The organism is Pseudomonas sp. LAIL14HWK12:I1 (assembly GCF_003202095.1).
In the GTDB taxonomy this organism is placed as follows: domain Bacteria; phylum Pseudomonadota; class Gammaproteobacteria; order Pseudomonadales; family Pseudomonadaceae; genus Aquipseudomonas; species Aquipseudomonas monteilii.
Map to the genome: position 1 here is coordinate 234,671 of NZ_QJKG01000007.1, position 26,554 is coordinate 261,224.

Annotated in this window: 24 protein-coding genes; 17 read left to right on the forward strand and 7 right to left on the reverse strand. The window is 63.8% G+C overall.

The features are described 5' to 3' along the window. The first annotated feature begins 7 nt into the window (after positions 1-7). From xerD to D906_RS18850, 6 genes are all read left to right on the forward strand, one after another. Entirely contained in the window at positions 8-904 is an 897-nt protein-coding gene (xerD, locus tag D906_RS18825) for a site-specific tyrosine recombinase XerD (RefSeq protein WP_016712997.1), read from the forward strand. A gap of 153 nt (positions 905-1,057) precedes the next feature. After that, positions 1,058-1,801, forward strand: a complete 744-nt coding sequence (locus tag D906_RS18830; RefSeq protein WP_016712996.1) for a thioredoxin fold domain-containing protein — start codon at positions 1,058-1,060, stop codon at positions 1,799-1,801. 83 nt (positions 1,802-1,884) lie between these two features. Then, the gene (locus tag D906_RS18835; RefSeq protein ID WP_016712995.1) at positions 1,885-3,189 is read left to right on the forward strand and encodes a homoserine dehydrogenase; all 1,305 of its coding nucleotides are present in this window, start codon (positions 1,885-1,887) and stop codon (positions 3,187-3,189) included. 55 nt (positions 3,190-3,244) lie between these two features. Continuing rightward, on the forward strand, positions 3,245-4,654 hold the full coding sequence (gene thrC / locus D906_RS18840; protein WP_019097654.1) for a threonine synthase: 1,410 nt from the start codon (positions 3,245-3,247) through the stop codon (positions 4,652-4,654). Positions 4,655-4,786: 132 nt separating this feature from the next. Beyond that, on the forward strand, positions 4,787-5,206 hold the full coding sequence (locus D906_RS18845) for a response regulator (RefSeq protein WP_027615503.1): 420 nt from the start codon (positions 4,787-4,789) through the stop codon (positions 5,204-5,206). Between the two features lie 79 nt (positions 5,207-5,285). Further along, on the forward strand, positions 5,286-5,567 hold the full coding sequence (locus tag D906_RS18850; RefSeq protein ID WP_019097652.1) for a DUF3509 domain-containing protein: 282 nt from the start codon (positions 5,286-5,288) through the stop codon (positions 5,565-5,567). Between the two features lie 138 nt (positions 5,568-5,705). On the opposite strand, the gene D906_RS18855 is transcribed toward D906_RS18850, so the two are convergent. Further along, complete coding sequence (locus D906_RS18855) at positions 5,706-6,581, reverse strand: TIGR02285 family protein (RefSeq protein WP_027615504.1); 876 nt, start codon at positions 6,579-6,581, stop codon at positions 5,706-5,708. Positions 6,582-6,602: 21 nt separating this feature from the next. Beyond that, positions 6,603-7,802 carry a CaiB/BaiF CoA-transferase family protein gene (locus D906_RS18860; protein ID WP_025753742.1) on the reverse strand — a complete coding sequence of 400 codons (1,200 nt, stop codon included), beginning with the start codon at positions 7,800-7,802 and terminating at the stop codon, positions 6,603-6,605. A gap of 131 nt (positions 7,803-7,933) precedes the next feature. On the opposite strand from D906_RS18860, the gene D906_RS18865 reads away from it, so the two are divergent. The 3 genes from D906_RS18865 to D906_RS18875 all read left to right on the forward strand — a co-directional run bounded on the left by D906_RS18865 (position 7,934) and on the right by D906_RS18875 (position 11,436). Continuing rightward, positions 7,934-8,476 (forward strand): YaeQ family protein, encoded by a 543-nt coding sequence (locus D906_RS18865; protein WP_003252169.1) that lies wholly within the window; start codon positions 7,934-7,936, stop codon positions 8,474-8,476. An 8-nt stretch (positions 8,477-8,484) separates the two neighbouring features. Next, the gene (gene recJ / locus D906_RS18870) at positions 8,485-10,194 is read left to right on the forward strand and encodes a single-stranded-DNA-specific exonuclease RecJ (protein ID WP_025753741.1); all 1,710 of its coding nucleotides are present in this window, start codon (positions 8,485-8,487) and stop codon (positions 10,192-10,194) included. Between the two features lie 135 nt (positions 10,195-10,329). Beyond that, complete coding sequence (locus D906_RS18875; protein WP_027615505.1) at positions 10,330-11,436, forward strand: NADH:flavin oxidoreductase/NADH oxidase; 1,107 nt, start codon at positions 10,330-10,332, stop codon at positions 11,434-11,436. A gap of 159 nt (positions 11,437-11,595) precedes the next feature. Here the strand turns inward: D906_RS18875 and D906_RS18880 are convergent, their stop codons facing one another. The 5 genes from D906_RS18880 to ydcS all read right to left on the reverse strand — a co-directional run bounded on the left by D906_RS18880 (position 11,596) and on the right by ydcS (position 17,018). Continuing rightward, positions 11,596-13,020 carry a gamma-aminobutyraldehyde dehydrogenase gene (locus tag D906_RS18880; protein WP_027615506.1) on the reverse strand — a complete coding sequence of 475 codons (1,425 nt, stop codon included), beginning with the start codon at positions 13,018-13,020 and terminating at the stop codon, positions 11,596-11,598. Positions 13,021-13,037: 17 nt separating this feature from the next. After that, positions 13,038-13,844 (reverse strand): ABC transporter permease, encoded by an 807-nt coding sequence (locus D906_RS18885; protein WP_027615507.1) that lies wholly within the window; start codon positions 13,842-13,844, stop codon positions 13,038-13,040. Continuing rightward, positions 13,834-14,745 (reverse strand): ABC transporter permease, encoded by a 912-nt coding sequence (locus D906_RS18890; RefSeq protein WP_016712985.1) that lies wholly within the window; start codon positions 14,743-14,745, stop codon positions 13,834-13,836. The genes D906_RS18885 and D906_RS18890 overlap by 11 nt, the downstream gene beginning before the upstream one ends. 1 nt (position 14,746) lies before the next feature. Then, entirely contained in the window at positions 14,747-15,778 is a 1,032-nt protein-coding gene (locus D906_RS18895; RefSeq protein ID WP_019097645.1) for an ABC transporter ATP-binding protein, read from the reverse strand. Positions 15,779-15,866: 88 nt separating this feature from the next. Next, positions 15,867-17,018, reverse strand: a complete 1,152-nt coding sequence (gene ydcS, locus D906_RS18900; protein ID WP_016712983.1) for a putative ABC transporter substrate-binding protein YdcS — start codon at positions 17,016-17,018, stop codon at positions 15,867-15,869. A gap of 216 nt (positions 17,019-17,234) precedes the next feature. On the opposite strand from ydcS, the gene D906_RS18905 reads away from it, so the two are divergent. The 8 genes from D906_RS18905 to wspR all read left to right on the forward strand — a co-directional run bounded on the left by D906_RS18905 (position 17,235) and on the right by wspR (position 26,498). Further along, the gene (locus tag D906_RS18905; RefSeq protein ID WP_019097644.1) at positions 17,235-17,918 is read left to right on the forward strand and encodes a tellurite resistance TerB family protein; all 684 of its coding nucleotides are present in this window, start codon (positions 17,235-17,237) and stop codon (positions 17,916-17,918) included. A 149-nt stretch (positions 17,919-18,067) separates the two neighbouring features. After that, positions 18,068-19,690 carry a methyl-accepting chemotaxis protein gene (locus tag D906_RS18910; RefSeq protein WP_027615508.1) on the forward strand — a complete coding sequence of 541 codons (1,623 nt, stop codon included), beginning with the start codon at positions 18,068-18,070 and terminating at the stop codon, positions 19,688-19,690. Positions 19,691-19,695: 5 nt separating this feature from the next. Then, positions 19,696-20,202: a chemotaxis protein CheW gene (locus D906_RS18915; RefSeq protein WP_016712980.1), complete on the forward strand. Its 507-nt coding sequence runs from the start codon at positions 19,696-19,698 to the stop codon at positions 20,200-20,202. After that, a complete protein-coding gene (locus D906_RS18920; RefSeq protein ID WP_027615509.1) occupies positions 20,199-21,470 on the forward strand; it encodes a protein-glutamate O-methyltransferase CheR in 1,272 nt (423 codons plus the stop codon). Before D906_RS18915 ends, D906_RS18920 begins: the two co-directional genes overlap by 4 nt. After that, the gene (locus tag D906_RS18925; RefSeq protein ID WP_019097642.1) at positions 21,467-22,132 is read left to right on the forward strand and encodes a chemotaxis protein CheW; all 666 of its coding nucleotides are present in this window, start codon (positions 21,467-21,469) and stop codon (positions 22,130-22,132) included. Before D906_RS18920 ends, D906_RS18925 begins: the two co-directional genes overlap by 4 nt. Continuing rightward, entirely contained in the window at positions 22,129-24,432 is a 2,304-nt protein-coding gene (locus D906_RS18930; protein ID WP_027615510.1) for a hybrid sensor histidine kinase/response regulator, read from the forward strand. Before D906_RS18925 ends, D906_RS18930 begins: the two co-directional genes overlap by 4 nt. After that, positions 24,429-25,442 (forward strand): Wsp signal transduction system protein-glutamate methylesterase WspF, encoded by a 1,014-nt coding sequence (gene wspF / locus D906_RS18935; RefSeq protein WP_019097640.1) that lies wholly within the window; start codon positions 24,429-24,431, stop codon positions 25,440-25,442. The genes D906_RS18930 and wspF overlap by 4 nt, the downstream gene beginning before the upstream one ends. A 51-nt stretch (positions 25,443-25,493) precedes the next feature. Beyond that, on the forward strand, positions 25,494-26,498 hold the full coding sequence (gene wspR, locus D906_RS18940) for a Wsp signal transduction system regulator diguanylate cyclase WspR (protein WP_027615511.1): 1,005 nt from the start codon (positions 25,494-25,496) through the stop codon (positions 26,496-26,498). The last annotated feature ends 56 nt before the right edge of the window (positions 26,499-26,554 follow it).

Here is a 26,554-nt window from a genome sequence, read left to right on the forward strand (position 1 = left end):
AGTTTTCATGTCCGCCCTCGACCATCCCCTGATCGACCAGTTTCTTGATGCCCTGTGGCTCGAAAAAGGCCTGTCCGACAACACCCGCGTGTCCTACCGCAGCGACCTGGCCCTGTTCAACGGCTGGCTACAGGAACATTCGGTTTCCCTGCCGGATGCCGGCCGTGACCTGATCCTCGACCACCTGGCCTGGCGCCTCGACCAAGGCTACAAGCCACGCTCCACGGCGCGCTTCCTTTCCGGCCTGCGCGGCTTCTTCCGCTACCTGCTGCGGGAAAAACTGGTGGCCATCGACCCGACCCTGCAGGTCGAAATGCCGCAGCTGGGCAAGCCGCTGCCCAAGTCGCTCTCCGAAGCCGACGTCGAGGCCTTGCTGCAAGCCCCGGACCTGGGCGAAGCCATTGGCCAGCGCGACCGCGCCATGCTCGAAGTGCTGTATGCCTGCGGCCTGCGCGTCACCGAACTGGTCAGCCTGACCCTCGATCAGGTCAATCTGCGCCAAGGTGTACTGCGTGTGATGGGCAAGGGCAGCAAGGAGCGCCTGGTGCCGATGGGGGAAGAGGCGGTCGTGTGGCTGGAGCGCTATCAACGTGACGGTCGCGCCGAACTGCTCAATGGCCGCCCCAGCGACGTGCTGTTCCCCAGCCTGCGTGGCGAGCAGATGACTCGGCAGACCTTCTGGCACCGCATCAAGCACCATGCCCGGGTTGCCGGCATCGACAAGCCGCTGTCGCCGCATACCCTGCGCCACGCCTTCGCCACCCACCTGCTCAACCATGGCGCCGACCTGCGCGTGGTGCAGATGCTGCTTGGCCACAGCGACCTGTCCACCACGCAGATCTACACCCACGTCGCCAAGGCCCGTCTGCAGCAGTTGCACGCCCAGCACCACCCGCGTGGATGAATGTTTTTCATGTTCCGCCGACTGGTCCTTGCAAGGCCCTTCACCGGCGGTGTGATGTGGTAGGCTTGGGCGGTTTGCACCAAGGGCCGCACGGCCACCGCGTATTTTCCGCAGGTGGCGCCCTCCGGCCCCTGTCCGCCTTCAGGAGTTCCCATGCGCGTGACCCAGTTTTTCGCCGCCGCCGCGTTGGCGCTGGCCAGTACGTTTGCCGTAGCTGCGGCAACCGATAACAATGCCGGTGCCGAGCAGGCCATCCGTAAATCGTTGCAAAACCTTGAGCTGGAAGTGCCCGTGGAAAGCGTGGCCAGCAGCCCGCTCAACGGCCTCTATGAAGTGAAGCTGCAGGGCGGCCGTGTGCTGTACGCCAGCGCCGACGGCCAGTTCGTGATGCAGGGCTACCTGTTCCAGATCCAGGACGGCAAGCCGGTCAACCTCACCGAAAAAACCGAGCGCCAAGGCATCGCCAAGCTCATCAACGGCATTCCAGCCGCCGAGATGGTGGTTTATCCTGCCAAGGGTGAGACCAAGTCGCACATTACCGTATTCACCGACACCACCTGCCCGTACTGCCACAAGCTGCACGCCGAAGTGCCCGAGCTGAACCGCCGCGGTATCGAAGTGCGCTACGTCGCCTTCCCGCGTCAGGGCCTCGGCTCGCCGGGTGACCAGCAGTTGCAGGCGGTGTGGTGCTCCAGCGACCGTCGTGGGGCGATGGACAAGATGGTCGAAGGCGAAGAAATCAAGGCTGCCAAGTGCACCAACCCGGTCAGCAAGCAGTTCCAGTTGGGCCAGTCGATCGGCGTCAACGGTACGCCGGCCATCGTGCTTGAAAGCGGCCAGGTCATTCCGGGCTACCAGCCGGCACCGCAGGTCGCCAAGCTGGCACTGGCCAAGTAATCCAATTCAGTACGCCGTCGTCATGGGGTGACGGCATGTTTCACGGTCGGCAAACGTGCCGGCCGTTCAATGGGGAGTTCACAGTGAAACCGGTCAAAGTAGGCATCTGTGGGTTGGGGACCGTCGGTGGCGGAACCTTCAATGTACTTCAGCGCAACGCCGAGGAGATTGCCCGCCGTGCCGGGCGCGGTATTGAAGTGGCACAGATCGCCATGCGCTCGCAGAACCCGAACTGCCAGATTACCGGTACCCCCATTACCGCTGACGTGTTCGAAGTTGCGAGCAACCCGGAGATCGACATTGTCATCGAGCTGATCGGTGGCTACACCATCGCCCGCGACCTGGTACTCAAGGCCATTGAAAACGGCAAGCACGTGGTCACCGCCAACAAGGCGCTGATTGCCGTGCACGGCAACGAAATTTTCGCCAAGGCCCGCGAGAAGGGCGTCATCGTCGCCTTCGAAGCGGCCGTGGCTGGCGGCATCCCGGTGATCAAGGCCATCCGCGAGGGCCTGTCGGCCAACCGCATCAACTGGCTGGCCGGTATCATCAACGGCACCGGCAACTTCATCCTCACCGAAATGCGCGAGAAGGGCCGTGCCTTCCCGGACGTGCTGGCCGAAGCCCAGGCGCTGGGTTACGCCGAAGCCGACCCGACCTTCGACGTCGAAGGCATCGACGCCGCGCACAAGCTGACCATCCTGGCGTCCATCGCCTTCGGCATCCCGCTGCAGTTCGACAAGGCCTACACCGAAGGCATCACCCAGCTGACCACTGCTGACGTGAACTATGCCGAGGCCCTGGGCTACCGCATCAAACACCTGGGTGTGGCGCGTCGTACTGCCGAAGGCATCGAGCTGCGCGTACACCCCACGCTGATCCCGGCTGACCGTCTGATCGCCAACGTCAACGGCGTGATGAACGCCGTGATGGTCAACGGTGACGCCGCCGGTTCCACCCTGTACTACGGCGCGGGCGCCGGCATGGAGCCTACCGCTTCGTCGGTGGTCGGTGACCTGGTGGATGTGGTGCGTGCCATGACCTCCGACCCGGAAAACCGCGTGCCGCACCTGGCCTTCCAGCCAGACGCGCTGTCGGCTCACCCGATCCTGCCGATCGAAGCCTGCGAAAGCGCCTACTACCTGCGCATCCAGGCCAAGGATCACCCGGGCGTACTGGCCCAGGTGGCCAGCATCCTGTCGGAGCGTGGCATCAACATCGAGTCGATCATGCAGAAGGAAGCCGAGGAGCAGGACGGCCTGGTACCGATGATCCTACTGACCCACGGCGTGGTCGAGCAGCGTATCAACGATGCCATCGTCGCCCTGGAAGCCCTGCAGGACGTGGTCGGCAAGGTCGTGCGCATCCGCGTCGAACAGCTCAATTAATTTTGTTCTCGGGCCGCCGGCGCGGCCCGGGCCTTAGCATCGAAGGTTTGCACCCATGCGCTATATCAGTACCCGCGGCCAGGCACCGGCCCTGAATTTCGAAGACGTGCTGCTGGCTGGCCTGGCCAGTGACGGCGGCCTGTACGTACCCGAGAACCTGCCACGCTTCACCCAGGAAGAAATCGCCTCGTGGGCCGGCCTGCCGTACCACGAACTGGCCTTCCGTGTGATGCGTCCGTTCGTCGAAGGCAGCATCGCCGATGCCGATTTCAAGAAAATCCTTGAAGAAACCTACGGCGAGTTCGCCCACGCCGCAGTCGCCCCGCTGCGTCAGCTGAACAGCAACGAGTGGGTGCTGGAGCTGTTCCACGGCCCGACCCTGGCGTTCAAGGACTTCGCCCTGCAGCTGCTCGGCCGCCTGCTCGACCACGTGCTGGCCAAGCGCAACGAGCGCGTGGTGATCATCGGTGCCACCAGCGGTGACACCGGCTCCGCCGCCATCGAAGGCTGCCGCCGTTGCGACAACGTCGACATCTTCATCCTGCACCCGCACCAGCGCGTGTCGGAAGTGCAGCGCCGCCAGATGACCACCCTCTTCGGCGACAACATCCACAACATCGCCATCGAAGGCAACTTCGACGACTGCCAGGAAATGGTCAAGGCCAGCTTCGCTGACCAGTCGTTCCTCAAGGGCACCCGCCTGGTAGCGGTCAACTCGATCAACTGGGCGCGGATCATGGCCCAGATCGTCTACTACTTCCATGCAGCTCTGCAGTTGGGCGGCCCGGCGCGTTCGGTCGCGTTCTCGGTACCTACCGGCAACTTTGGCGACATTTTCGCCGGTTACCTGGCCCGCAACATGGGCCTGCCGGTCAGCCAGCTGATCGTCGCCACCAACCGCAACGACATCCTGCACCGCTTCATGAGCGGCAACCAGTATGTGAAGGAAACCCTGCACGCGACCCTGTCGCCGTCGATGGACATCATGGTTTCGTCCAACTTCGAGCGCCTGCTGTTCGACCTGCACGGCCGCAACGGTGGCGCCATCGCCGAACTGATGGCCAACTTCAAGCAGGGCGGTGGTTTCAGCGTCGAGCAAGACCGCTGGACCGAAGCGCGCAAGCTGTTCGACTCGCTGGCCGTCAGCGACGAGCAAACCTGCGAGACCATTGCCGAGGTGTTCGCCGCCACGGGTGAAGTGCTCGACCCGCATACCGCAATCGGCGTCAAAGCCGCGCGCGAGTGCCGTCGCAGCCTGGACACGCCGATGGTGGTGCTGGGTACCGCACACCCGGTCAAGTTCCCGGAAGCGGTGGAGAAGGCAGGTGTTGGCAAGGCGCTGGAGCTGCCAGCACACCTCAGCGACCTGTTCAGCCGTGAAGAGCGTTGCACGGTGTTGGCCAATGACCTGAAAGCAGTGCAGGACTTTGTCAGCCAGCACGGCAACCGCGGCAAGCCGCTTTAAGCATTACCTTCGAAAGGGGGCCGCAGCGCGGCCCGGTCCCTAGGACTTTTCCCGTGGTCACCACAGAAAAGTCCTATTCAGGCTGCCCCGCGCAAAGCCTAAATTAGCCGGTCCTCCCACCAGGAGCGGCTCATGTACCAGCCCTACGTGTTGATTCACCAGCCTCGCCCATCCCATCAGATTCTTCTGCACCAGGCCCTCAACGCCCAAGGCCTGTTCAACGTGCGCATCAGCGCAAACGCCAACGACCTGAACGCCTGCCTGAACGCTGAGCGTCGCCCCGACCTGCTGATTCTCGACCATGCCATGCCAACTCGCTCAGGCCTCGCCTTGCTCGCCCGGCAGCATCGGTCACGCGCGTTGCTGTTCGTCGGCAAGGCCACACCGAAGCATCAGAACCTAGCTCAGGAGGCAAGAAACCAAGGCCTGTGGGTGCTCGCCGAGCTCCCCTGGCCGCTGTCGATGCCGCGCCTGCAGCGTGCCCTGCAAACACTGCAGGCACGCCCCAGGCAGCGTATTCAAACTGTCATCTCATCCCCGCATGCTCACTGACGCGGGCGCGGTTTGACGAACTTTCTGCAGCGCCTGCTGGTCAGTTCCTTTAGATCCCACCACGCAGCGAGTGATCCGGATGGAAAGAATCTGCAGCCTGCTCAACGACGCCCTGACCCCCTATCAGATCCACCTCGGCATCACCGATGCCAATGGCAATCGCCAACTGACCGTTCATGACCGCCTCGCCGGCATCACCCTGCAGCGCACGGTCAGCGAGCGCCAGTTGCAGGAGCAACGCCTGTTGATCGATCTGGTGGATGGCCTGCACCGTGACCTGCAGATTGCCGAAGGGCGCTTGCAGCCCTGTGTGATCGCGGCATTGCAACAGCGTCAACAACCGCAGGGAACCTTTGCCTGAGTGGCTTATCAGACACTGTAGGGGCAGCCAGCCAGTGCTTTGCTCCGGCGCTGGCAAGGCTGTCACGGGAAGTCCCCAAGGACTTTCGCTTGGCCCCGGGCGTCTTCCCCAGCGTCCGGGGTTTCTTTTTTCAGGTGATCAAGGGGCTTCGAAGAAGCGCTTGCTGTCTTCCAGGTAGTCTTCCTGCAACGACGGGTCCAGCCAGTGCGCATACAAGCCAGGCAGCACGTCACGGCGCAAAGCAGGCAATAGCTGGTTGATATGCGCTACCACTTTGCGGCCCGACGGATTGTCAGAGCAGGCGACATGGAGAAACTGATAGCGCTCCACCCCCTGGACAGGATGAAACTGATAGTCGGCCAGTGAGCCGCCTTGCTGCTGAAGCAAGTAACGAACTTCATGCCAGTAGCCGAGCACCAAGCGTAGGCGCCCCAGTTTTTGCATTTGCAGCAGGTTAGCTGTGGCGTCGTTGCCATAGTGCCGGCTAAGCGCAGTATCAGGTAGCTGCTGCAGAATGGCGTCGATCTGCGTGCCGTAGCTACGTTCGGCAACAATGCCCAGTTTCACCGGGGCGTTGCTCAGCAGGCCATGCAGGTCCACTTCCTGGCTGTCGAGGTAGGACGCTACCAGTGCCTGGTTTTCCTTGCGCAGCACCAGGCCACCACTGAGCACACCCAGCGTTGGCATGGAAAAAAGCGCATATTTGGCCCGTTCCGGGGTCCACAGCAGGGTCGGGTCGCAGGTGAATGTGTTTCGGTCTTGCAGCATCTGGATGCCGCGCGCCCGGTTGACCCGCACGATGGTGTGGTCGTACTCGGGCATCTGCCTGGTCAGCAGCGGCAATAGCTGGTCGATCACCCCTTGGCCTTTTTCCGGGCCTTCGAAAATGGTGAAGGGTGGCAGGTCGCGCACCAGCCAGAAGATGCGCTCCTTGGCGCTGGCAGGTTGCATGAGCAATGCGGGCAGTAGCCCGCATAGCAGGATCAGGTGGCGTAGCCAGTAGGCAGCGCGCATCGGCAAGGGCAGCGGCAGGCGTCAGACCGCGCCGGCCTGGCGCAGTCCGGCAATGGCCGCTGCGTCATAGCCCAGGCGGGTGAGCAGTGCCTCGGTGTGTTCGCCCAGCGCCGGGCCGACCCACTCGGTGGAGCCAGGTGTATCCGACAGCTTGGGCACGATGCCCGGCATGCGGAACGGCTTGCCATCCGGCAACTTGGCCTGCAGGAACATCTCTCGCGCCAGGTATTGCGGGTCGTTGAACATGTCCTCGGCCGAGTAGATGCGGCTGGCAGGTACCTCTGCCGTGGTCAGCACCTGCATCAGTTGGTCCAGCGGCAGGCTGTTGGCCCAGCGGTCAATCACCCCGTAGAGCTCGTCACGGCGCAGGTCGCGCCCATCATTGGTGGCCAGGGTAGGGTCATCCGCCAGGTCGGTGCGGCCAATCGCCAGCATGAAACGTTTGAAGATGGCATCGCCGTTGGCGCCAATCTGCACATGCTTGCCGTCGGCGCTGGTATGGATGGAGGAGGGTGTGATGCCCGGCATGATGTTGCCGGTGCGCTCGCGGATAAACCCGAACACATCGAATTCCGGCACCATGCTTTCCATCATGGCGAAGATCGCTTCATACAGCGCCACGTCCACAACCTGGCCCTGGCCGCCATTGACCTCACGGTGGCGCAGCGCCATTAACGCGCCAATCACCCCCCACAGGGCAGCAATCGAGTCACCGATGGAAATGCCCGTGCGCACCGGCGGGCGGTCGTCGAAGCCGGTAATGTAGCGCAGGCCACCCATCGACTCGCCCACCGCGCCGAAGCCGGGCTGGTCTTTCATTGGCCCGGTCTGGCCAAAGCCCGACAGGCGTACCATGACCAGGCGCGGGTTAAGGGCATGCAGCATATCCCAGCCCAGGCCGAGCTTTTCGAGCACGCCCGGGCGGAAGTTTTCGATCAGAATGTCGGCTTCGGCCAGCAGTTTTTTCAGCACCTCGCGGCCTTCGGGGTGCTTGAGGTTAAGCGTGAGCGACTGCTTGTTGCGTGCCTGCACGAACCACCACAGCGAAGTGCCCTCATACAGCTTTCGCCACTTGCGCAGCGGGTCGCCCCCATCCGGAGACTCGACCTTGATCACTTCGGCACCGAATTCGGCGCAGATGCGCGAGGCGAACGGCCCGGCAATCAGCGTGCCGAGTTCCACAACTTTAAGGCCGGCGAGGGGTTTGCTGGGCGTCGACATGGGGCATCCGTGGCAGCTGGGCAGAGCCGTGGTTTTATCACACGTCGGTTTCGCCGGGTACTGCTGCGGCGCATGGACGGTGCGGATGGGTTAGACTGTGCCACTTTTCTTTTGCACGAAGCCCCTCGACCATGGCCCAGCCGTCCACCACCTACAAGTTCGAATTGAATCTCACCGACCTTGATCGCAATGTCTACGAAAGCGTCAAGCAGACCATCGCTCGTCACCCGTCGGAAACCGAAGAGCGCATGGCAGTTCGTTTGTTGGCGTACGCGCTTTGGTACAACGAGAACTTGTCGTTTGGCCGTGGCCTGTCGGATGTCGATGAGCCGGCGCTGTGGGAAAAGAGCCTGGACGACCGCGTGCTGCACTGGATCGAAGTCGGCCAACCCGATGCCGACCGCCTGACCTGGTGCTCGCGCCGTACCGAGCGCACCAGCCTGCTGGCCTACGGCAGCCTGCGCGTGTGGGAAGGTAAAGTGGTGAGCGCGGTCAAGAATCTGAAGAACCTGAGCATTGCCGCTGTGCCACAGGAAGTGCTGGAAACCCTGGCCACCGACATGCCGCGCAGCATCAAGTGGGACGTGATGATCAGCGAAGGCACGGTGTTCGTGACTGACGACCGTGGCCAGCATGAAGTGCAACTGCAGTGGCTGCTCGGTGAGCGTGGCTGAAGCAACCCATGCGTATCGAACCTCGCCCCCTGCCGCCGACCCTGCCATTCCTCGGTAACCTGCCTCCCTTGCTGACCCGCCTGTACGCCGCGCGTGGCGTGCAAAGCGAGGCCGAGCTGGACAAAAGCCTGGCGCGTCTGCTGCCGTATCAGCAGCTCAAGGGCATCGAGGCCGGTGTTGACCTGCTGGTCGAGGCCCTCGACCAGCGCCAGCGTATCCTGATTGTGGGTGACTTCGATGCCGATGGTGCCACCGCCAGCACTGTCGGGGTGCTGGGCCTGCGCCTGCTGGGCGCGGCCCATGTCGATTACCTGGTGCCCAACCGGTTCGAGTACGGCTACGGCCTGACCCCGGAAATCGTCGAGGTGGCGCTGCAGCGTCAGCCGCAATTGCTGATTACCGTGGACAACGGCATTTCCAGCGTCGAGGGTGTGGCCGCTGCCAAGGCTGCCGGGCTCAAGGTACTGGTCACCGACCACCACCTGCCGGGTCAGCAACTGCCTGACGCCGATGCCATCATCAACCCCAACCAGCCGGGCTGTACGTTCCCGAGCAAGGCGCTGGCCGGGGTCGGGGTGATCTTCTATGTGCTGATGGCCCTGCGCGCCCGCTTGCGCAGCCTGGGGCGCTACGAGACGCAACCGCAGCCGAACATCGGCGAACTGCTCGACCTGGTCGCGCTGGGCAGCGTGGCCGATGTGGTGCCGCTGGATGCCAACAACCGCATCCTGGTGCATCAGGGCCTCGAGCGTATTCGTGCCGGCCGTGCCCGGCCAGGGCTGAAAGCCATTCTGGAAGTGGCCCGCCGTGACCACCGGCGCATTACCTCGACCGACCTGGGTTTCATCCTTGGCCCTCGGTTGAACGCTGCCGGTCGCCTGGACGACATGAGCCTGGGCATCGAGTGCCTGCTGTGCGAAGACGCGGCCCTGGCCCAGGACATGGCTCAACAGCTGGACGACCTGAACCAGGACCGCAAGTCCATCGAGCAGGGCATGCAGCGCGAAGCCCTGGCCCAGCTCAAGGACCTGCCGGTCGAGTCCATGCCTTATGGCCTGTGCCTGTTCGATGCAGATTGGCACCAAGGCGTGATCGGTATTCTGGCTTCGCGCCTGAAAGAACGTTATCACCGGCCGACTATCGCGTTTGCCGATGCCGGCGAGGGCATGCTCAAAGGTTCGGCGCGCTCTGTGCCGGGGTTCCACATCCGTGATGCACTGGATGCCGTGGCGGCCCGCCACCCAGAGCTGATCAGCAAGTTCGGCGGCCACGCCATGGCTGCGGGGCTGTCGTTGCCCGAGGGTAATTTCCCCGCATTTGCCGAAGCATTCGACGAAGAAGTGCGGCGCCAGTTGCGTGAGGAAGACCTCACCGGCCGGTTGCTGTCCGATGGCAGCCTGGCCGTGGAAGAGTTCCACCTCGACCTGGCCAAGGCCCTGCGCAACGCCGGCCCTTGGGGGCAGCACTTCCCCGAGCCGCTGTTCCATGGCGTGTTCCAGCTGGTGGAGCAGCGTGTGGTGGGCGAACGGCACCTGAAGGTGGTGCTCAAGAGCGAGTGCGGTTCGGTGCGGCTGGATGGTATTGCCTTCGGCATCGACCGCGAAGTGTGGCCGAACCCGACCGTGCGCTGGGTCGAGCTGGCCTACAAGCTGGATGTGAACGAGTTTCGTGGCAACGAAAGTGTGCAGTTGATGATTGCCCACATGGAGCCGCGCTGAGCGCACCGACAAATCCGAGGGAACCTACCCCCCACCCATTCTGGTCTAGTCTGAAGTTATGACCGGACCTGGGCCAGGGACGTGCAATTGAGTGTCCGGGCCGGATCACCATTGGAGTCCTTGGGAGGTGCCCTCATGAGCCTGCTGCTCGAGCCTTACACCCTGCGTCAGCTGACCCTGCCCAACCGCATCGCTGTGTCACCGATGTGCCAGTATTCCGCCGTCGATGGCCTGGCCAACGACTGGCACCTTGTTCATTTGGGCAGCCGCGCCGTGGGTGGTGCGGGCCTGGTTATCACTGAAGCCGTGGCGGTAACCGCCGATGGCCGCATCACCGCCGAAGACCTTGGCCTGTGGAACGACGCACAGATCGCCCCGCTGCAACGTATTACCCGCTTCATTACCGCACAGGGTGCCGTGCCTGGCATCCAGTTGGCCCACGCCGGTCGCAAGGCCAGTACCTATCGCCCATGGCTGGGCAAGCAGGGCAGCGTCAAGCTCGAAGACGGTGGCTGGCAGCCAGTAGGGCCATCGAAGATCGCGTTCGACCCACAACACACGCCGCCACATGAATTGAACCACGAAGAGATCCAGGGTGTGATCGCTGCCTTCGTCGCCTCGACCGAGCGCGCCTTGAAGGCCGGTTTCAAGGTGGTCGAAATCCACGCCGCCCATGGCTACCTGTTGCATCAGTTCCTGTCCCCGTTGAGTAACCAGCGCCGCGACGAGTACGGCAGCTGCTTCGAGAACCGCATCCGCCTGACCCTGCAGGTGGTCGAGGCCGTGCGCAAGATCTGGCCGGCCGAATTGCCGCTGTTGGTGCGGGTATCGGCAACCGATTGGGTCGAAGACGGCTGGAACCCCGATGAAACCGTCGAACTGGCCCGCCGACTGCGCGGGTTGGGGGTTGACCTGATCGACGTATCTTCCGGCGGCACCTCGGTAAACGCCGAGATCCCCACCGGCCCCGGCTACCAGACCCGCTTCGCCGAACGCGTGCGCAAGGAATCGGAAATCGCCACCGGCACTGTGGGCATGATCACCGAACCGGCCCAGGCCGAGCACATTTTGCGCACCGGCCAGGCCGACATCATCTTCCTCGCCCGCGAACTGCTGCGCGACCCATACTGGCCGCTGCATGCCGATGATGATCTGGGCGGTAACAAAGCTACCTGGCCCGCGCAGTACCAACGTGCGACCAGCCGGGCCAACCCGATTCACGAGTCGGACTTGCGCGACTGACTCAAGCTTTGCGCGGTCCCTGTAGGAGCGGCCTTGTGTCGCGAAAGGGCCGCGAAGCGGCCCCAGGTTTTCAGCTTCGCCGCTGAAATTGCCGGGGCCGCTTCGCGGCCCTTTCGCGACACAAGGCCGCTCCTACAACGATCGGGTATGCTCAGTGGGCTAGTGCTTGATCATCACATGCCGCACACAGGTGTAATCCTCCAGCCCATACATCGACATATCCTTCCCATACCCCGAATGCTTCTGCCCGCCATGGGGCATTTCGCTCACCAGCATGAAGTGGGTGTTCACCCAGGTGCAGCCATACTGCAAGCGCGCCGCCAGGCGATGGGCGCGGCCGGTGTCGCGGGTCCATACCGATGAGGCCAGGCCGTAGTTGGAGTCGTTGGCCCATGCCAGCGCCTGCGCTTCGTCGGTGAAGCGCGTGACCGACACCACCGGGCCGAACACTTCGTTGCGCACGATCTCGTCATCCTGCTGGGCATCGGCCAGTACGGTCGGCTCGAAGAAGAAGCCCTCGCCATCGATCGCCTTACCCCCCGTCACCAGGCGAATGTGCGGCTGGGCGATGGCGCGCTGTACCAGGCCGGCTACCTTGTCGCGGTGCTGGGCACTGATCAGTGGCCCCAGTTCGGTGTCCTCGGCATCTTGCAGGCCAGGTTTGAGGCTCGCGACGGCTTCACCCAGGCGCTCGACAAAGCGCTCGTAGATGCCGTCTTGCACATACAGGCGGCAGGCGGCGGTGCAGTCCTGGCCGGCGTTGTAGAAGCCGAAGGTGCGGATGCCGTCGATAGCAGCGTCGATGTCGGCATCGTCGAACACCAGCACCGGGGCCTTGCCGCCCAGTTCCATGTGCATGCGTTTCACGCTGTCGGCGGTGGCGCTGATGATGTGCGCGCCGGTTGGGATCGAGCCGGTCAGCGACACCATGCGCACCTTGGGGTGATTGACCAGCGGGTTGCCCACCGTCTGGCCGCGGCCGAACAGGATGTTCAGTACGCCCGGTGGCAGCAGGTCCTGAGACAGCTCACCCAGGCGCAGGGCGGTCAGTGGGGTCAATTCGGAAGGCTTGATCACCACGGTGTTGCCAGCGGCCAGAGCGGGGGCGATCTTCCAGGCCAGCATCATCAACGGGTAGTTCCACGGGGCAATCGAAGCGACCACGCCCAGCGGGTCGCGGCGGATCATCGAGGTGTGGCCCGGCAGGTACTCGCCGGCCGCCAAACCGCCCAGGCAGCGCGCGGCACCGGCAAAATAGCGGAACACGTCGGCAATGGCGGGGATTTCGTCATTCAACGCGGCACTCAGCGGCTTGCCGCAGTTCTGCGATTCCAGCCGGGCCAGTTCATCGCCATGGGCTTCGATGGCATCAGCCAGCGCCAGCAAGGCTTGCGAGCGGTCCTTGGGGCTGGTTTGCGACCATCTGTCGAAGGCCTGGTCGGCGGCGCGCACGGCGCTGTCCACCTGGGCTTCGGTGGCTTCGTTGATCTGCGCCAGCGCAGTGCCCAGCGCCGGGTTCAGTACGGTCCAGGCCGGGCCTTCGCCTGCGACCAGCCGGCCATTGATCAGCATCTGCGTTTGCATCGGGAACTCCTCCAGGGTCATTTGCCACTGCCCGCGACGCTTTCGCCGCCACGGGTCAGGTAATAGGCGCCAAGGATCGGCAGCATGGTCACCAGCATCACCAGCATGGCGACCACGTTGGTCACCGGCACGTCGCGCGGGCGGCTGAGCTGGTTGAGCAACCAGATCGGCAGCGTGCGCTCGTGGCCGGCGGTGAAGGTGGTGACGATGATTTCATCGAACGACAGGGCAAAGGCCAGCATGCCACCGGCCAGCAGCGCCGAGCCGAGGTTGGGCAGGATGATGTAGCGGAAGGTTTGCCAGCCATCGGCACCCAGGTCCATCGAGGCTTCGATCAGGCTTTGCGAGGTGCGCCGCAGGCGGGCGATCACGTTGTTGTAGACGATGACCACGCAGAACGTGGCGTGGCCGACCACGATGGTGAATACACCGGGCTCTATGCCCAGCGTCTTGAACGCCGAGAGCAGGGCGATACCGGTAATGATGCCGGGTAGGGCGATGGGCAGGATGAGCATCAGCGAAATGCTTTCCTTGCCGAAAAAGCTGCGCCGGTACAGCGCCGCCGAGGCCAAGGTGCCGAGCACCAGGGCGATCAGCGTGGCCATGCAGGCCACCTGCAGCGACAGCTTGATCGCCTCCAGCACATCGGGCCGGGCGAAGGCCACGGCGAACCACTTCAGGGTAAAGCCCTTGGGCGGGAAGCTGAATGCCGCGTCTTCGGTGTTGAACGCATACAGGAAGATGATCAGGATCGGAAAATGCAAAAACAGCAACCCGCCCCAGGCCGCCAGGCGCAGCCCCGTTGACGCATTTTCAGAGTGCATCGAAGGCCCCCAGGCGCTTGACGATGGACAGGTACACCGCAATCAGCACGATCGGCACCAGGGTGAACGCGGCGGCCATCGGCATGTTGCCGATCGCCCCTTGCTGGGCATAGACCATGCTGCCGATGAAGTAGCCGGGCGGGCCGACCAGTTGCGGCACGATGAAGTCGCCCAGGGTGAGCGAGAACGTGAAGATCGAGCCGGCCGCAATGCCCGGAATCGACAGCGGCAAGATCACCTGGACGAAGGTTTGCCCAGGCCGTGCGCCGAGGTCTGCCGAGGCTTGCAGCAGTGAAGGCGGCAGGCGCTCCAGCGAGGCCTGGATCGGCAGGATCATGAACGGCAGCCAGATGTACACGAACACCATGAAGCGCCCCAGGTGCGACGTCGACAGCGTGCTTCCGCCCACACCCGGCACGGCCAGCACCGCTTGCAGCAGCCCGTCCAGGTGCAGCTGCTGGACAAACCACTGCGCCACGCCGCCCTTGGCCAGCAGCAAGGTCCAGGCATAGGTCTTGACGATGTAGCTGGCCCACATCGGCATCATCACCGCGATGTAGAAAAACGCCTTGGTCTTGCCGCTGGTGTAGCGCGCCATGTAGTAGGCGATGGGGAAGGCCAGCACCGCGCTGGCCAACGACACGGCCACGGCCATGCCCAGGGTGCGCAGGATGATGTCGAAGTTCGACGGGTTGAACAGCGCGGCGAAGTTGCCCAGGGTGAGGTCCGGGGTCACCGCCATGGTGAAGTCGTCAAAGGTATAGAAGCCCTGCCACAGCAGGTTCAGCAATGAGCCCAGGTAGATCGCGCCAAACCAGGTCAGCGGCGGTACCAGCAGCAGCGCCAGGTACAGGTTGGGGCGCCGGTACAGCAGGTTGGACAGGCTACGCAGTGCACTCATGTCAGCGGGCCTCGGTTTCCTGCAGCACCGTCATGGCCTCGCGGGGCCAGTGCGCCAGTACCTGTTGCCCGGGCTGCCAGGCCTGGCCCTGTGCTTGCCAACGGTCGTTGGCCTGGCTGACTGCCAGCAGCTGGCCGTTGTCCAGTTGCAACTCATAGCGAGTGGCGCTGCCTTGGTACTGGACATCGCGCAGTACGCCGTTGACCTGCACCTCATGGCTGGTCACCACAGGGTCGCCCAGGCGGATGTGCTCGGGGCGGATGGAGAAGGGTGCCGAGCTGCCGTTAAGCGCCATGGCCAGCTCGCCACGCACCACGTTGGAGGTGCCGACGAACTCGGCAACGAACGTGGTGGCAGGCTTCATGTACAGGTTGCGCGGTGTGTCGACCTGTTCGATGCGGCCGCGGTTGAACACCGCAACCCGGTCGGACATCGACAGCGCTTCGGTCTGGTCGTGGGTGACGAAGATGAAGGTGATGCCCAATTGGCGCTGCAGCTTTTTCAGCTCGCCCTGCATCTGCTCGCGCAACTTCAGGTCCAGCGCGCCCAGCGGCTCGTCCAGTAGCAGCACCCGCGGCCGGTTGACCAGTGCCCGGGCCAAAGCCACGCGCTGGCGCTGGCCGCCGGACAGCTGCGCCGGCTTGCGTGCGCCGTAACCGGCCAGGGCCACCATGGCCAGAGCCTCTTCGGCGCGTTTGTGGCGTTCGGCCTTGGCCACGCCTTTTACCTTCAGGCCATAGGCGATGTTGTCCAGCACGTTCATGTGCGGGAACAGGGCGTAGTCCTGGAACACGGTGTTGACGTCACGCTGATAGGGCGGCACGCCAGCGGCCTCGACACCGTGGATACGGATCGAGCCGCTGGTGGGTTGTTCAAAGCCGGCGATCAGGCGCAGGCAGGTGGTCTTGCCCGAGCCGGAAGGGCCGAGCATGGAGAAGAACTCCCCATCGATGATGTCGATACTGACCTGGTCGACGGCCTTGACCTCGCCGAAGGTGCGGGAAACCTGGGTGAACTGGACGGCTAGGGGCATGCGTGGGCTCCGGACATCAATGTTTCTCCTGTACTGGCCTCTTCGCGGGCTTGCCCGCGAAGAGGCCAGTACAGGCATTCAGGCAACCTCAGCGACCACCCATGATCGCAATGTAATCCTGGGTCCAGCGGCTATAAGGCACGAACTTGCCCCCCTGGGCCTGCGGGGTTTTCCAGAAGGCGATCTTGTCGAAGTTGTCGAACCCGTTGGTCTTGCATCCCTCGGCGCCCAGCAGCTCGCTACCGGTACACGCTGCCGGTACCGCCGGCAACGAGCCGAACCAGGCCGCCACGTCACCCTGCACCTTCGGCTGCAGCGACCAGTCCATCCATTTATAGGCGCAGTTGGGGTGCTTGGCCTCGCTGTGCAGCATGGTGGTGTCGGCCCAGCCGGTCGCACCTTCCTTGGGAATGGTCGAGGCTACTGGCTGGTTCTCGGCCTTAAGGCCATTGACCATGTAGCCCCAGGAGCTGGAGGCAACCACGCCTTCGTTCTTCACATCGCTCATCTGTACTGTGGCGTCATGCCAGTAACGGTGGATCAGCGGTTGCTGCTGGCGCAGCAGCTCGAGCACGGCCTTGTACTGTGCCTCGTTCAGCTCGTACGGGTCCTTGATGCCCAGCTCCGGCTTGGCCGATTTCAGGTACAGCGCCGCGTCGGCGATGTAGATCGGCCCGTCGTAGGCCTGCACGCGGCCTTTGTTCGGCTTGCCGTCGGGCAGGTTCTGCGGCTCGAACACCACGCCCCAGCTGGTGGGGGGCTGCTTGAAAGTATTGGTGTTGTACAGCAGCACGTTCGGCCCCCACTGGTACGGGGTGCCATAAACCTGCTTGTCGACCACGTACCAGCCACCGTTCTGCAAGCGAGGGTCGAGGTTTTTCCAGTTGGGGATCAGTGCGGTGTTGATCGGTTGCACGCGTTTGCCCACGATCAGCCGCAGCGAAGCATCGCCCGAGGCAGTGACCAGGTCGTAGCCGCCCTTGGTCATCAGGCTGACCATTTCGTCCGAGGTGGCGGCCGTTTTCACGCTGACCTTGCAGCCGGTTTCCTTCTCGAAACCGGTCACCCAGTCGTAGGCTTTGTCGCTTTCACCGCGCTCGATGTAGCCGGGCCAGGCGACGATATCCAGGCGCCCCTCGCCAGGCCCCAGGGCCTTGGGCGGTTCGGCAGCCTGCAGGCTGGCGCTGGCCAGCACGGCGCCCGTCATGGCGCCGAGCAATGCGGTCTTGTGCACTGACATGGTGTTCCCTCTTCTTGGAGATCTTGGTCGGGGCAGTCATCAAGCAAGCCGTGAAGCAATTGTTATAAGCGTAGTGCGGTTGCGCGAGGTATTGGCGATATCGAGTCTAGTTGGCTTTTTGCCAGCCAATGCAACATCCCGAAGCAAATCCACGATGGCGTGTACTGCGCCAAGCCTTACTCTGGCGATTGAATTTCCTTACGTGGAGACACGCGAATGAACACCCGGGGCTTGCTTGATCAACTCCTCAAATCCGGCCAGCAACTGCTCGAAAAGCAAGGGGGCGCCAGCAAGGCTGGCGGCGCTGCCGGTGGGCTTGGCGGGCTGTTGTCCGGAGCCGGTGGCGGCCTGTTGGGTGGCGGGGCACTGGGCCTGCTGCTGGGTAGCAAGAAGGCCCGCAAGTACGGCGGCAAGGCCCTGACCTACGGTGGCCTGGCCGCGCTGGGGGTGCTGGCCTATAAAGCCTACGGCAACTGGCAGGCCAACCAGCGGGTGGCCGCAGCCGAACCGCAAACCGTCGACCGCCTGCCGCCCGCCCAGGCCGAGCAGCACAGCCAGGCCGTGCTGCGGGCGCTGGTGGCGGCGGCCAAGTCCGATGGCCACATCGACGAGCGCGAGCGGGCGCTGATCGAAGGTGAATTCACCCGCCTGGACAGCGACCGCGAACTGCAGCACTGGCTGCATGCCGAACTGAACAAACCGCTGGACCCGGCCGAAGTGGCCCGCGCTGCGCAAACGCCAGAGATGGCGGCCGAGATGTACCTGGCCAGCGTGTTGATGGTCGATCAGGAAAACTTCATGGAGCGTGCCTACCTGGATGAACTGGCCCGCCAACTGCGCCTGGACCCGGCGCTGCGCCAGGAACTGGAGAGCCAGGCACGGATAGCCGCAGGCCAGTGATTGAGCGCACTGGGGCTGCAAAGCAGCCCCAGTGGCATGTCCATCAGTAGGGATGCCTGTTTACCCCTCATTTCACCCGCAAATCTGTAAGGCCTCTGGGCTATACTTCGGCGATTTTCCCGCTCGTTGTGAATTCCTGAGGGCTGAATGTGAAGAACTGGACCTTGCGCCAACGGATCCTGGCAAGTTTCGCCGTGATCATCGCCATCATGCTGCTGATGATCGTGGCCGCCTACTCGCGGTTGGTCGCCATCGAAACCGCCGAAGAGGCCGTGGGGACCGACAGCATTCCCGGGGTCTACTACAGCTCGATGATCCGCAGTGCCTGGGTCGACAGCTATGTCACCAGCCAGCAACTGGTGGGGCTGTCCAACCACCGCGAAATCACTTCGGCCGACATGGAGCTGTTCAAAAGCTTTGAAGACAGGCTCAAGCAACACATGGCCAGCTACCAGGCCACCATTCAAGAAAAAGACGACCAGACCCGCTTCGACGCCTTCGTTCAGCTCGAAGAGACCTACATGAAGCTGATAGGCCAGGTACTGGATGCTTATCGCCAGCACAATTACGACGAAGCCCAGCGACTGATTACCGATGTACTCACCCCTGCCTGGGTGGACGGGCGCAAACACCTGAATGAAGTGATCGAGAACAACCGGGCTTCTGCCGACGCGGCCACCAACGAAATCGTCAGCGCCGTGAGCACGGCCAAAGGCAGCATGGTGGTTTCGCTGCTGCTGGCAATCGTCGCCGCCGGCATTTGCGGCCTGTTGCTGATGCGTGCCATCACCGCCCCCATGCACCGCATCGTCCATGCCCTCGACAAGCTGCGCTCCGGCGACCTGAGCATGCGCCTGAGCCTGGACCGCAAAGACGAGTTCGGCGCCATCGAAAGCGGTTTCAACGAAATGGCCGAGGCACTGGCCAACCTGGTGGCCCAGGCCCAGCGCTCGTCGGTGCAGGTAACCACTTCGGTCACTGAAATCGCCGCTACATCCAAACAACAGCAGGCCACCGCTACCGAGACGGCCGCCACCACCACGGAAATTGGCGCTACCTCGCGGGAGATTGCCGCCACCTCGCGTGACCTGGTGCGCACCATGACCGAAGTCACCTCGGCTGCCGACCAGGCTTCCAGCCTTGCAGGCTCCGGCCAGCAGGGCCTGGCGCGCATGGAGGAGACCATGCACCAGGTGATGGGCGCTGCCGACCTGGTCAATGCCAAGCTCGGCATCCTCAATGAAAAGGCCAGCAACATCACCCAGATGGTGGTGACCATCGTCAAGGTCGCCGACCAGACCAACCTGCTGTCGCTCAACGCTGCCATCGAAGCGGAAAAAGCCGGCGAGTACGGCCGTGGCTTTGCCGTGGTGGCCACTGAAGTGCGCCGCCTGGCCGACCAGACCGCCGTGGCCACCTACGACATCGAGCAGATGGTGCGCGAGATCCAGTCGGCGGTATCGGCCGGGGTCATGGGCATGGACAAGTTCTCCGAAGAGGTGCGCCGCGGCATGTTCGAGGTGCAACAGGTGGGCGAGCAGCTCAGCCAGATCATTCACCAGGTGCAGGCTTTGGCGCCGCGTGTGCTGATGGTCAACGAAGGCATGCAGGCCCAGGCGACCGGTGCCGAGCAGATCAACCAGGCGCTGGCCCAGCTCAGCGATGCCAGCACCCAGACTGTCGAGTCGCTGCGCCAGGCCAGTTTTGCCATCGATGAGCTGAGCCAGGTGGCCGCCGGCCTGCGTGGCGGCGTGTCGCGCTTCAAAGTCTGACCGCGATGAACCACTTGCAACCGCACGCCGCACGGGCGGACAACGCCAAAGGGGCGCTGTACCTGCAGTTTCGTATCGGGGAACAGCGTTTTGCCCTGAGCGTGCACGAGGTCATCGAGGTGTTGCCGCGCCAGCCGCTCAAACCGATAGCCCAGGCGCCAGGCTGGGTCGCGGGCATCCTTTCCCATCGTGGGCAACTGGTACCGGTGATCGACCTTGCTGCGCTGAGTTTTGGCCAGCCAGCGGCACACCGCACCAGTACCCGTCTGGTGTTGGTGCATTATCGGGGTGGCCTGCAACTGGGGCTGATCCTGGAGCAGGCCACCGAGACGTTGCGCTGCCACCCCGACGAGTTCCAGCCCTATGGTGTGGACAGCGGCGAAGCCCCTTACCTGGGGCCTGTACGCCAGGATGACCAAGGCCTGCTGCAACGCATCGAGGTCAACGATCTGTTGCCAGATGCCGTGCACCAACTGCTGTACACGGTTGAGCCGACAGGGATGCCGACATGAACGAACGTTTCTTCCGTTTCTTGCGCGAGCGCATTGGCCTGGACGTCGAATCGGTGGGTGCGCCCATGGTCGAGCGCGCGCTGCGCCAGCGTTGCGTGGCCATGAACGCCATCGACCTGGATGATTACTGGCTGCGCCTGCAGCAGTCGGCCGATGAACAACAGGCGTTGATCGAAGCGGTGATCGTCCCGGAAACCTGGTTCTTCCGCTACCCGGAATCCTTCACAGCCCTGGCCAGCCTGGCACACAAGCGCCTGGCCGAATTGGCCGGGGCACGGCCACTGCGCCTGCTCAGCCTGCCATGCTCGACAGGCGAGGAGCCCTATTCCCTGGCCATGGCCCTGCTCGACGCCGGCATCGCGCCGGGGGCGTTCCTGATCGACGGCATGGACATCAGCCCCAATTCGGTGGCCAAGGCCGGGAAGGCCGTATACGGGCGCAACGCCTTCCGGGGCAGCGACCTGGGCTTTCGCGAGCGCTACTTCGATGCCCTCGACGAAGGCCATCGCCTGCATGATCGGGTGCAGCAGCAAGTGAGCCTGCAAGTGGGCAATGTGCTCGACCCAGCGTTGGCCACCCGCGATGGCCTGTACGACTTCGTGTTCTGCCGCAATCTGTTGATCTACTTTGACGTGGCGACCCAGCAGCGTGTGTTCGAAGTGCTCAAGCGTCTGCTGCATCCCCAGGGTGTGTTGTTCATCGGCCCGGCCGAAGGCAGCTTGCTGGCGCGGATGGGGATGCGCCCGCTGGGCATTGCCCAATCGTTCGCCTACGTGCGCCAACAAGGCAGTAGCGCCCCACAGGTCGTGGCCCCGGCACAACCTGCACGGCGTACCGTGCTACCGCAGGCCTCGGTGGGTTATCCACCCCCCGTCGCGCCATTGCCGCGTCCGTTACGGGCAGTACCGGTGGTCGCTAGACCCGCGCCGGCCCGCGAACCCAAACGTGAGGACGCAAACGAACTGCTGGCCAGTATCGCCCAGCTTGCCAATGCTGGCGCCAGCGAACAGGCGCGTGCCGAATGCCAGCGCTACCTGGGCCAGTACGCGCCGTCGGCACAGGTTTACTACTGGCTGGGGTTGCTCAGTGATACCGACGGCGATGCGCAACAGGCACTGACCCACTACCGCAAGGCGCTGTACCTTGAGCCGCAACACCCTGAGGCGCTGGTGCACCTGGCGGCCTTGCTGGCGGCCCAGGGCGACCAGGCCGGTGCCCGACGCCTGCAGGAGCGTGCAGCGCGGGTTGGCCGGGAGCCTGAACGATGAAGGGTGACTCTGCGATGCAGCTACTCGCCGAAGACGACGCGCACATCGACGATTGCTGGAACCGTATTGGTGTGCACGGCGACAAGCAATGCCCACTGTTGGAACGTCATGTTCACTGTCGCAATTGCGACGTGTATGCGGCAGCGGCCACACGCCTGCTTGACCGCTACGCACTGATGCAGGACCACCAGGCCGCGGCGGCGCAGCCGGTCGAGGAAAACACTGGCCGTTCCATGCTGTTGTTCCGTCTGGGCGAAGAGTGGTTGGCACTGGCCACCGCCAGCCTGGCCGAAATCGCCCCATTGCAGGCTGTGCATTCGCTGCCGCACCAGCGCTCGCGGGTGTTGCAGGGGGTTGCCAATGTTCGCGGTGCCCTGGTGCCGTGCCTGTCACTGGCCGATTTGCTGGGCGTACAAGCCGGCACCGCCGAGCAACGTAGCGGCAGGGTGATGCCACGCATGCTGATTCTGGCTGCCGAAGGTGGCCCTGTGGTAATGGCCGTAGAGGAAATCGACGGTATTCACCGGCTCGACCCGCTGCTGCTGGACAGTGGCCAGGACGCCACGCGCTTCACTGCCGCAGTGCTGCAGTGGCGCGGCCGTAGCGTGCGAGTGCTGGACGATCAACACTTACTGTCTGCCGTGCAGCGGAGCCTGTCATGACCCCAGAGCAAATGCGCGATGCATCGTTGCTCGAGCTGTTCAGCCTGGAGGCCGAGGCGCAAACCCAGGTGCTCAGCGCCGGCCTGATGGCGCTGGAGCGCAACCCCACCCAGGCCGACCAGCTTGAGGCCTGCATGCGCGCCGCCCATTCGCTGAAGGGGGCCGCGCGTATCGTCGGGGTGGATGCCGGCGTGAGTGTCGCCCACGTCATGGAAGATTGCCTGGTAGCCGCCCAGGAGGGTCGCTTGCGGTTGAGCGCCGAGCACATCGACGCGCTGTTGCAGGGGACCGACTTGCTGATGCGCATCGCCACACCAGGCGATGCCGTGGCGCAGGCGACCTTGCCGGTATTTCTTGCGCAAATGGCCAGCTTGCTCGACCCTGGCGCTGCAACCGTGCCTGCGGTGCCGCTGGCGGCCCCCCTGCAAGCGGAACCGCTGGTGGCAACCTTGCCGTTTGAACCGGCGGTAGTGCCAGTGGACCCGGCTGAACCCGAGCCGGAGCCCGAGCCTGCCCTGCGGCGCAAACCCGGCAAGCGCGTTGGCGAAGGTGGCGAGCGGGTACTGCGTGTCACCGCCGACCGCCTTAACAGCCTGCTCGACCTGTCCAGCAAGTCGCTCGTGGAAACCCAGCGGCTCAAGCCGTACCTGGCCACTTTGCAGCGCCTCAAACGCATGCACGGTCAGGGCATGCAGGCGCTCGACGGCCTGCGCTTGCAACTGGAGGACAGTGGCCAAAGCAACGAGGTGCTCGAAGCCCTGGCGCAAACCCAGCGGCTGCTGGCGGAAACCCAGCAAATCCTGCAGCAGCAGGCGGCTGACCTGGACGAGTTCGGCTGGCAAGCCAGCCAGCGTGCGCAGTTGCTCTACGACACCGCCCTGGCCTGCCGGATGCGCCCGTTCGCCGACGTGTTGACCGGGCAAAGCCGTATGGTGCGTGACCTTGGGCGCTCGCTGGGTAAACCGGTGCGACTGGTGGTGGACGGCGAGAAGACCCAGGTCGACCGCGATGTGCTGGAAAAGCTCGAAGCGCCCCTGACTCACCTGTTACGCAATGCCGTCGACCACGGTATCGAACTGCCAGAAAGGCGGCTGCTGGCGGGTAAGCCAAGCGAGGGTGTGATCCGCCTGCGCGCTTCGCACCAGGCCGGCATGCTCAGCCTGGAGTTGATCGACGATGGTGCCGGCATCGACCTGGAGCGCCTGCGCAGCAGCATCGTCGAGCGTGCCCTGTCACCTGCCGACACGGTGGCGCGGATGAGCGATGCGGAGCTGCTGACGTTCCTGTTCCTGCCCGGTTTCAGCTTGCGTGACAAGGTCACCGAAGTGTCCGGGCGCGGCGTGGGGCTGGATGCGGTGCAGCACATGGTTCGCGAACTGCGCGGCTCGATCGAGCTGACGCAGGTGGCGGGGCAGGGCTGTCGCTTCCATTTGCAGGTGCCGCTGACCCTGTCGGTGGTGCGTAGCCTGGTGGTCGAGGTGGGCGGTGAAGCCTACGCCTTCCCGCTGGCCCATATCGAACGCACGCTGGAAGTGACCGCTGAACAGATCGTTCAGATCGAAGGCCGTCAGCACTTCTGGCACGAAGGCCGGCACATTGGCCTGGTGGCGGCCAGCCAGTTGCTCAACCGTCCAGCCAGGCAAAGTGACGAAGCCAGCCTGCGTGTGGTGGTAATCCGAGAGCGCGAGCAACTCTACGGCGTGGCCGTGGAGCGGCTGGTGGGCGAGCGTGTGTTGGTGGTGATGCCTCTCGACCCCCGGCTGGGCAAGGTGCAGGACATTTCCTCCGGCGCCTTGCTGGATGATGGCTCGGTGGTACTGATCGTCGATGTCGAAGACTTGCTGCGCTCGGTGGAAAAACTGCTCAGCACCGGCAGCCTGGAACGCATCGAGCGCGGCAGCAGTGGCGTTCGTGGCGTGACCCGCAAGCGGGTGCTGGTAGTCGATGACTCGCTGACCGTGCGCGAACTGCAGCGCAAGCTGCTGGGTAACCGTGGCTACGACGTGGCGGTGGCGGTGGATGGCATGGACGGCTGGAACGCCCTGCGCGGCGAGGACTTCGACTTGCTGATCACCGACATCGACATGCCGCGCATGGACGGTATCGAACTGGTGACCCTGGTGCGCCGCGATCAGCGCCTGCAATCGCTGCCCGTGATGGTGGTGTCCTACAAAGACCGTGAGGAAGACCGACGGCGCGGCCTGGATGCCGGCGCTGACTACTATTTGGCAAAGGCCAGTTTCCACGACGATGCGTTGCTGGATGCTGTGGTGGAGCTGATCGGAGGTGCTCAGGGATGAAGATCGCCATCGTCAATGACATGCCCATCGCCGTCGAGGCGCTGCGTCGCGCTGTCGCCTTCGAGCCCGCGCACCAGGTGGTGTGGGTAGCCAGCAATGGCGCCGAAGCGGTGCAGCGTTGCACCGAACAGTTGCCGGACCTGATCCTCATGGACCTGATCATGCCGGTCATGGACGGCGTGGAGGCCACCCGGCGGATCATGGCCGAAACCCCGTGCGCCATCGTCATCGTTACGGTCGATCGCAAACAGAACGTGCATCGGGTGTTCGAGGCCATGGGCCATGGCGCCCTCGACGTGGTCGATACGCCGGCGCTGGGGGCTGGTGATGCCCGTGAAGCGGCTGCACCACTGCTGCGCAAAATTCTCAATATCGGCTGGCTGGTCGGCCAGCAGCGAGCCCCGGCAGCAAGGCCGGTGGCGACACCGCTGCGCGAGGCTTCCCAACGTCGCGGGCTGGTGGCGATCGGCTCGTCGGCGGGTGGCCCGGCAGCGCTTGAAGTACTGCTCAAGGGCTTGCCGGCCGCGTTTCCGGCGGCCATCGTGCTGGTCCAGCATGTGGACCAGGTGTTTGCCGCCGGCATGGCCGAATGGCTCAGCAGCGCAGCGGGCCTGCCGGTGCGCCTGGCCCGTGAAGGCGAACCACCGCAGCCCGGGCAGGTGTTGCTGGCCGGTACCAACCACCACATTCGGCTGCTACAGAACGGCCAACTGGCCTACACTGCCGAACCTGTCAATGAAATCTACCGGCCCTCGATCGATGTGTTCTTCGAGAGCGTGGCACGTTACTGGAATGGCGATGCGGTGGGTGTGCTGCTTACCGGCATGGGGCGCGACGGCGCCCAAGGCCTGAAACTGATGCGTCAGCAGGGTTTTCTGACCATTGCCCAGGACCAGGCCAGCAGTGCGGTGTACGGCATGCCCAAGGCCGCTGCGGCCATCGATGCCGCCGTGGAAATCCGCCCGCTGGAACGCATCGCCGGGCGCTTGATGGAATTTTTCGCAAAATGACGAAATGTATTGAATCACGCCGCCAGACCGGTCGTGATCGGGTGAACAGGTATGAATGATTTACCGATCGAAGGTTTCGCGACCCCCAACGAAAACTCGGCGATGGTGCTGCTGGTCGACGACCAGGCCATGATCGGCGAAGCGGTGCGGCGTGGCCTGGCCAATGAAGACAACATCGACTTCCACTTCTGCGCCGACCCGCACCAGGCGGTGACCCAGGCCATGCGCATCAAGCCCACGGTCATCCTTCAGGACCTGATCATGCCTGGCCTGGACGGCTTGACCCTGGTGCGCGAATACCGTAACAACCCGGCGACCCAGGACATCCCGATCATCGTTCTGTCGACCAAGGAAGACCCGCTGGTCAAGAGCGCGGCCTTTGCCGCCGGTGCCAACGATTACCTGGTCAAGTTGCCCGACACCATCGAGCTGGTGGCGCGTATCCGCTACCACTCGCGCTCGTACCTCACCCTGCTGCAACGCGACGAGGCCTACCGTGCCCTGCGCGTCAGCCAGCAGCAGTTGCTCGATTCCAACCTGATGCTGCAGCGTCTGATGAACTCCGATGGCCTGACCGGGCTGTCCAACCGCCGCCACTTCGACGAGTACCTGGAGCTGGAGTGGCGCCGGGCGATGCGTGAACAACAGCAGTTGTCGTTGCTGATGATCGACGTCGACTACTTCAAGGCCTATAACGACAGCTTTGGTCACCTGGCCGGCGACGAGGCGTTGCGCCAGGTCGCCGAAGCCATTCGGGCTTCGTGTTCGCGGCCCACCGACCTGCCGGCACGTTATGGCGGCGAGGAGTTTGCCCTGGTACTGCCCAACACCTCGCCTGGTGGGGCACGCCTGGTGGCCGAGAAGCTGCGCCAGACCGTATTGGGGCTGGGCATCCCGCATACCGCGCCAGTGGCCGACTCGTACCTGACCGTGAGCATTGGCCTGGCCACCCAGACCCCGGCCGTCGGCAGCCATTGCCGGCAGTTGATTTCTGCGGCGGACAAAGGCCTGTACCTGGCCAAGAATGGCGGCCGTAACCAGGTCGGCATCGCCTGACATGGGTTTTTTGTTGGTCTTTTCGCGTGTGCTGACTGCCCGGCGGGTCTGCCGCC

Excerpts from the sequence above, each read along its gene's own strand:
- D906_RS18865 (WP_003252169.1), top strand. The coding sequence starts at position 7,934 with ATGGCCCAGCCGTCCACCACCTACAAGTTCGAATTGAATCTCACCGAC.
- D906_RS18860 (WP_025753742.1), bottom strand. The coding sequence starts at position 7,802 with ATGTCGACGCCCAGCAAACCCCTCGCCGGCCTTAAAGTTGTGGAACTC.
- D906_RS18895 (WP_019097645.1), bottom strand. The coding sequence starts at position 15,778 with ATGCCCCTAGCCGTCCAGTTCACCCAGGTTTCCCGCACCTTCGGCGAG.
- D906_RS18920 (WP_027615509.1), top strand. The coding sequence starts at position 20,199 with ATGAACGAACGTTTCTTCCGTTTCTTGCGCGAGCGCATTGGCCTGGAC.
- D906_RS18875 (WP_027615505.1), top strand. The coding sequence starts at position 10,330 with ATGAGCCTGCTGCTCGAGCCTTACACCCTGCGTCAGCTGACCCTGCCC.
- D906_RS18845 (WP_027615503.1), top strand. The coding sequence starts at position 4,787 with ATGTACCAGCCCTACGTGTTGATTCACCAGCCTCGCCCATCCCATCAG.
- D906_RS18905 (WP_019097644.1), top strand. The coding sequence starts at position 17,235 with ATGAACACCCGGGGCTTGCTTGATCAACTCCTCAAATCCGGCCAGCAA.
- D906_RS18890 (WP_016712985.1), bottom strand. The coding sequence starts at position 14,745 with ATGAGTGCACTGCGTAGCCTGTCCAACCTGCTGTACCGGCGCCCCAAC.
- D906_RS18850 (WP_019097652.1), top strand. The coding sequence starts at position 5,286 with ATGGAAAGAATCTGCAGCCTGCTCAACGACGCCCTGACCCCCTATCAG.
- wspR (WP_027615511.1), top strand. The coding sequence starts at position 25,494 with ATGAATGATTTACCGATCGAAGGTTTCGCGACCCCCAACGAAAACTCG.
- recJ (WP_025753741.1), top strand. The coding sequence starts at position 8,485 with ATGCGTATCGAACCTCGCCCCCTGCCGCCGACCCTGCCATTCCTCGGT.
- wspF (WP_019097640.1), top strand. The coding sequence starts at position 24,429 with ATGAAGATCGCCATCGTCAATGACATGCCCATCGCCGTCGAGGCGCTG.
- D906_RS18930 (WP_027615510.1), top strand. The coding sequence starts at position 22,129 with ATGACCCCAGAGCAAATGCGCGATGCATCGTTGCTCGAGCTGTTCAGC.
- D906_RS18855 (WP_027615504.1), bottom strand. The coding sequence starts at position 6,581 with ATGCGCGCTGCCTACTGGCTACGCCACCTGATCCTGCTATGCGGGCTA.
- ydcS (WP_016712983.1), bottom strand. The coding sequence starts at position 17,018 with ATGTCAGTGCACAAGACCGCATTGCTCGGCGCCATGACGGGCGCCGTG.
- D906_RS18925 (WP_019097642.1), top strand. The coding sequence starts at position 21,467 with ATGAAGGGTGACTCTGCGATGCAGCTACTCGCCGAAGACGACGCGCAC.
- D906_RS18880 (WP_027615506.1), bottom strand. The coding sequence starts at position 13,020 with ATGCAAACGCAGATGCTGATCAATGGCCGGCTGGTCGCAGGCGAAGGC.
- xerD (WP_016712997.1), top strand. The coding sequence starts at position 8 with ATGTCCGCCCTCGACCATCCCCTGATCGACCAGTTTCTTGATGCCCTG.
- D906_RS18885 (WP_027615507.1), bottom strand. The coding sequence starts at position 13,844 with ATGCACTCTGAAAATGCGTCAACGGGGCTGCGCCTGGCGGCCTGGGGC.
- D906_RS18830 (WP_016712996.1), top strand. The coding sequence starts at position 1,058 with ATGCGCGTGACCCAGTTTTTCGCCGCCGCCGCGTTGGCGCTGGCCAGT.
- D906_RS18915 (WP_016712980.1), top strand. The coding sequence starts at position 19,696 with ATGAACCACTTGCAACCGCACGCCGCACGGGCGGACAACGCCAAAGGG.
- thrC (WP_019097654.1), top strand. The coding sequence starts at position 3,245 with ATGCGCTATATCAGTACCCGCGGCCAGGCACCGGCCCTGAATTTCGAA.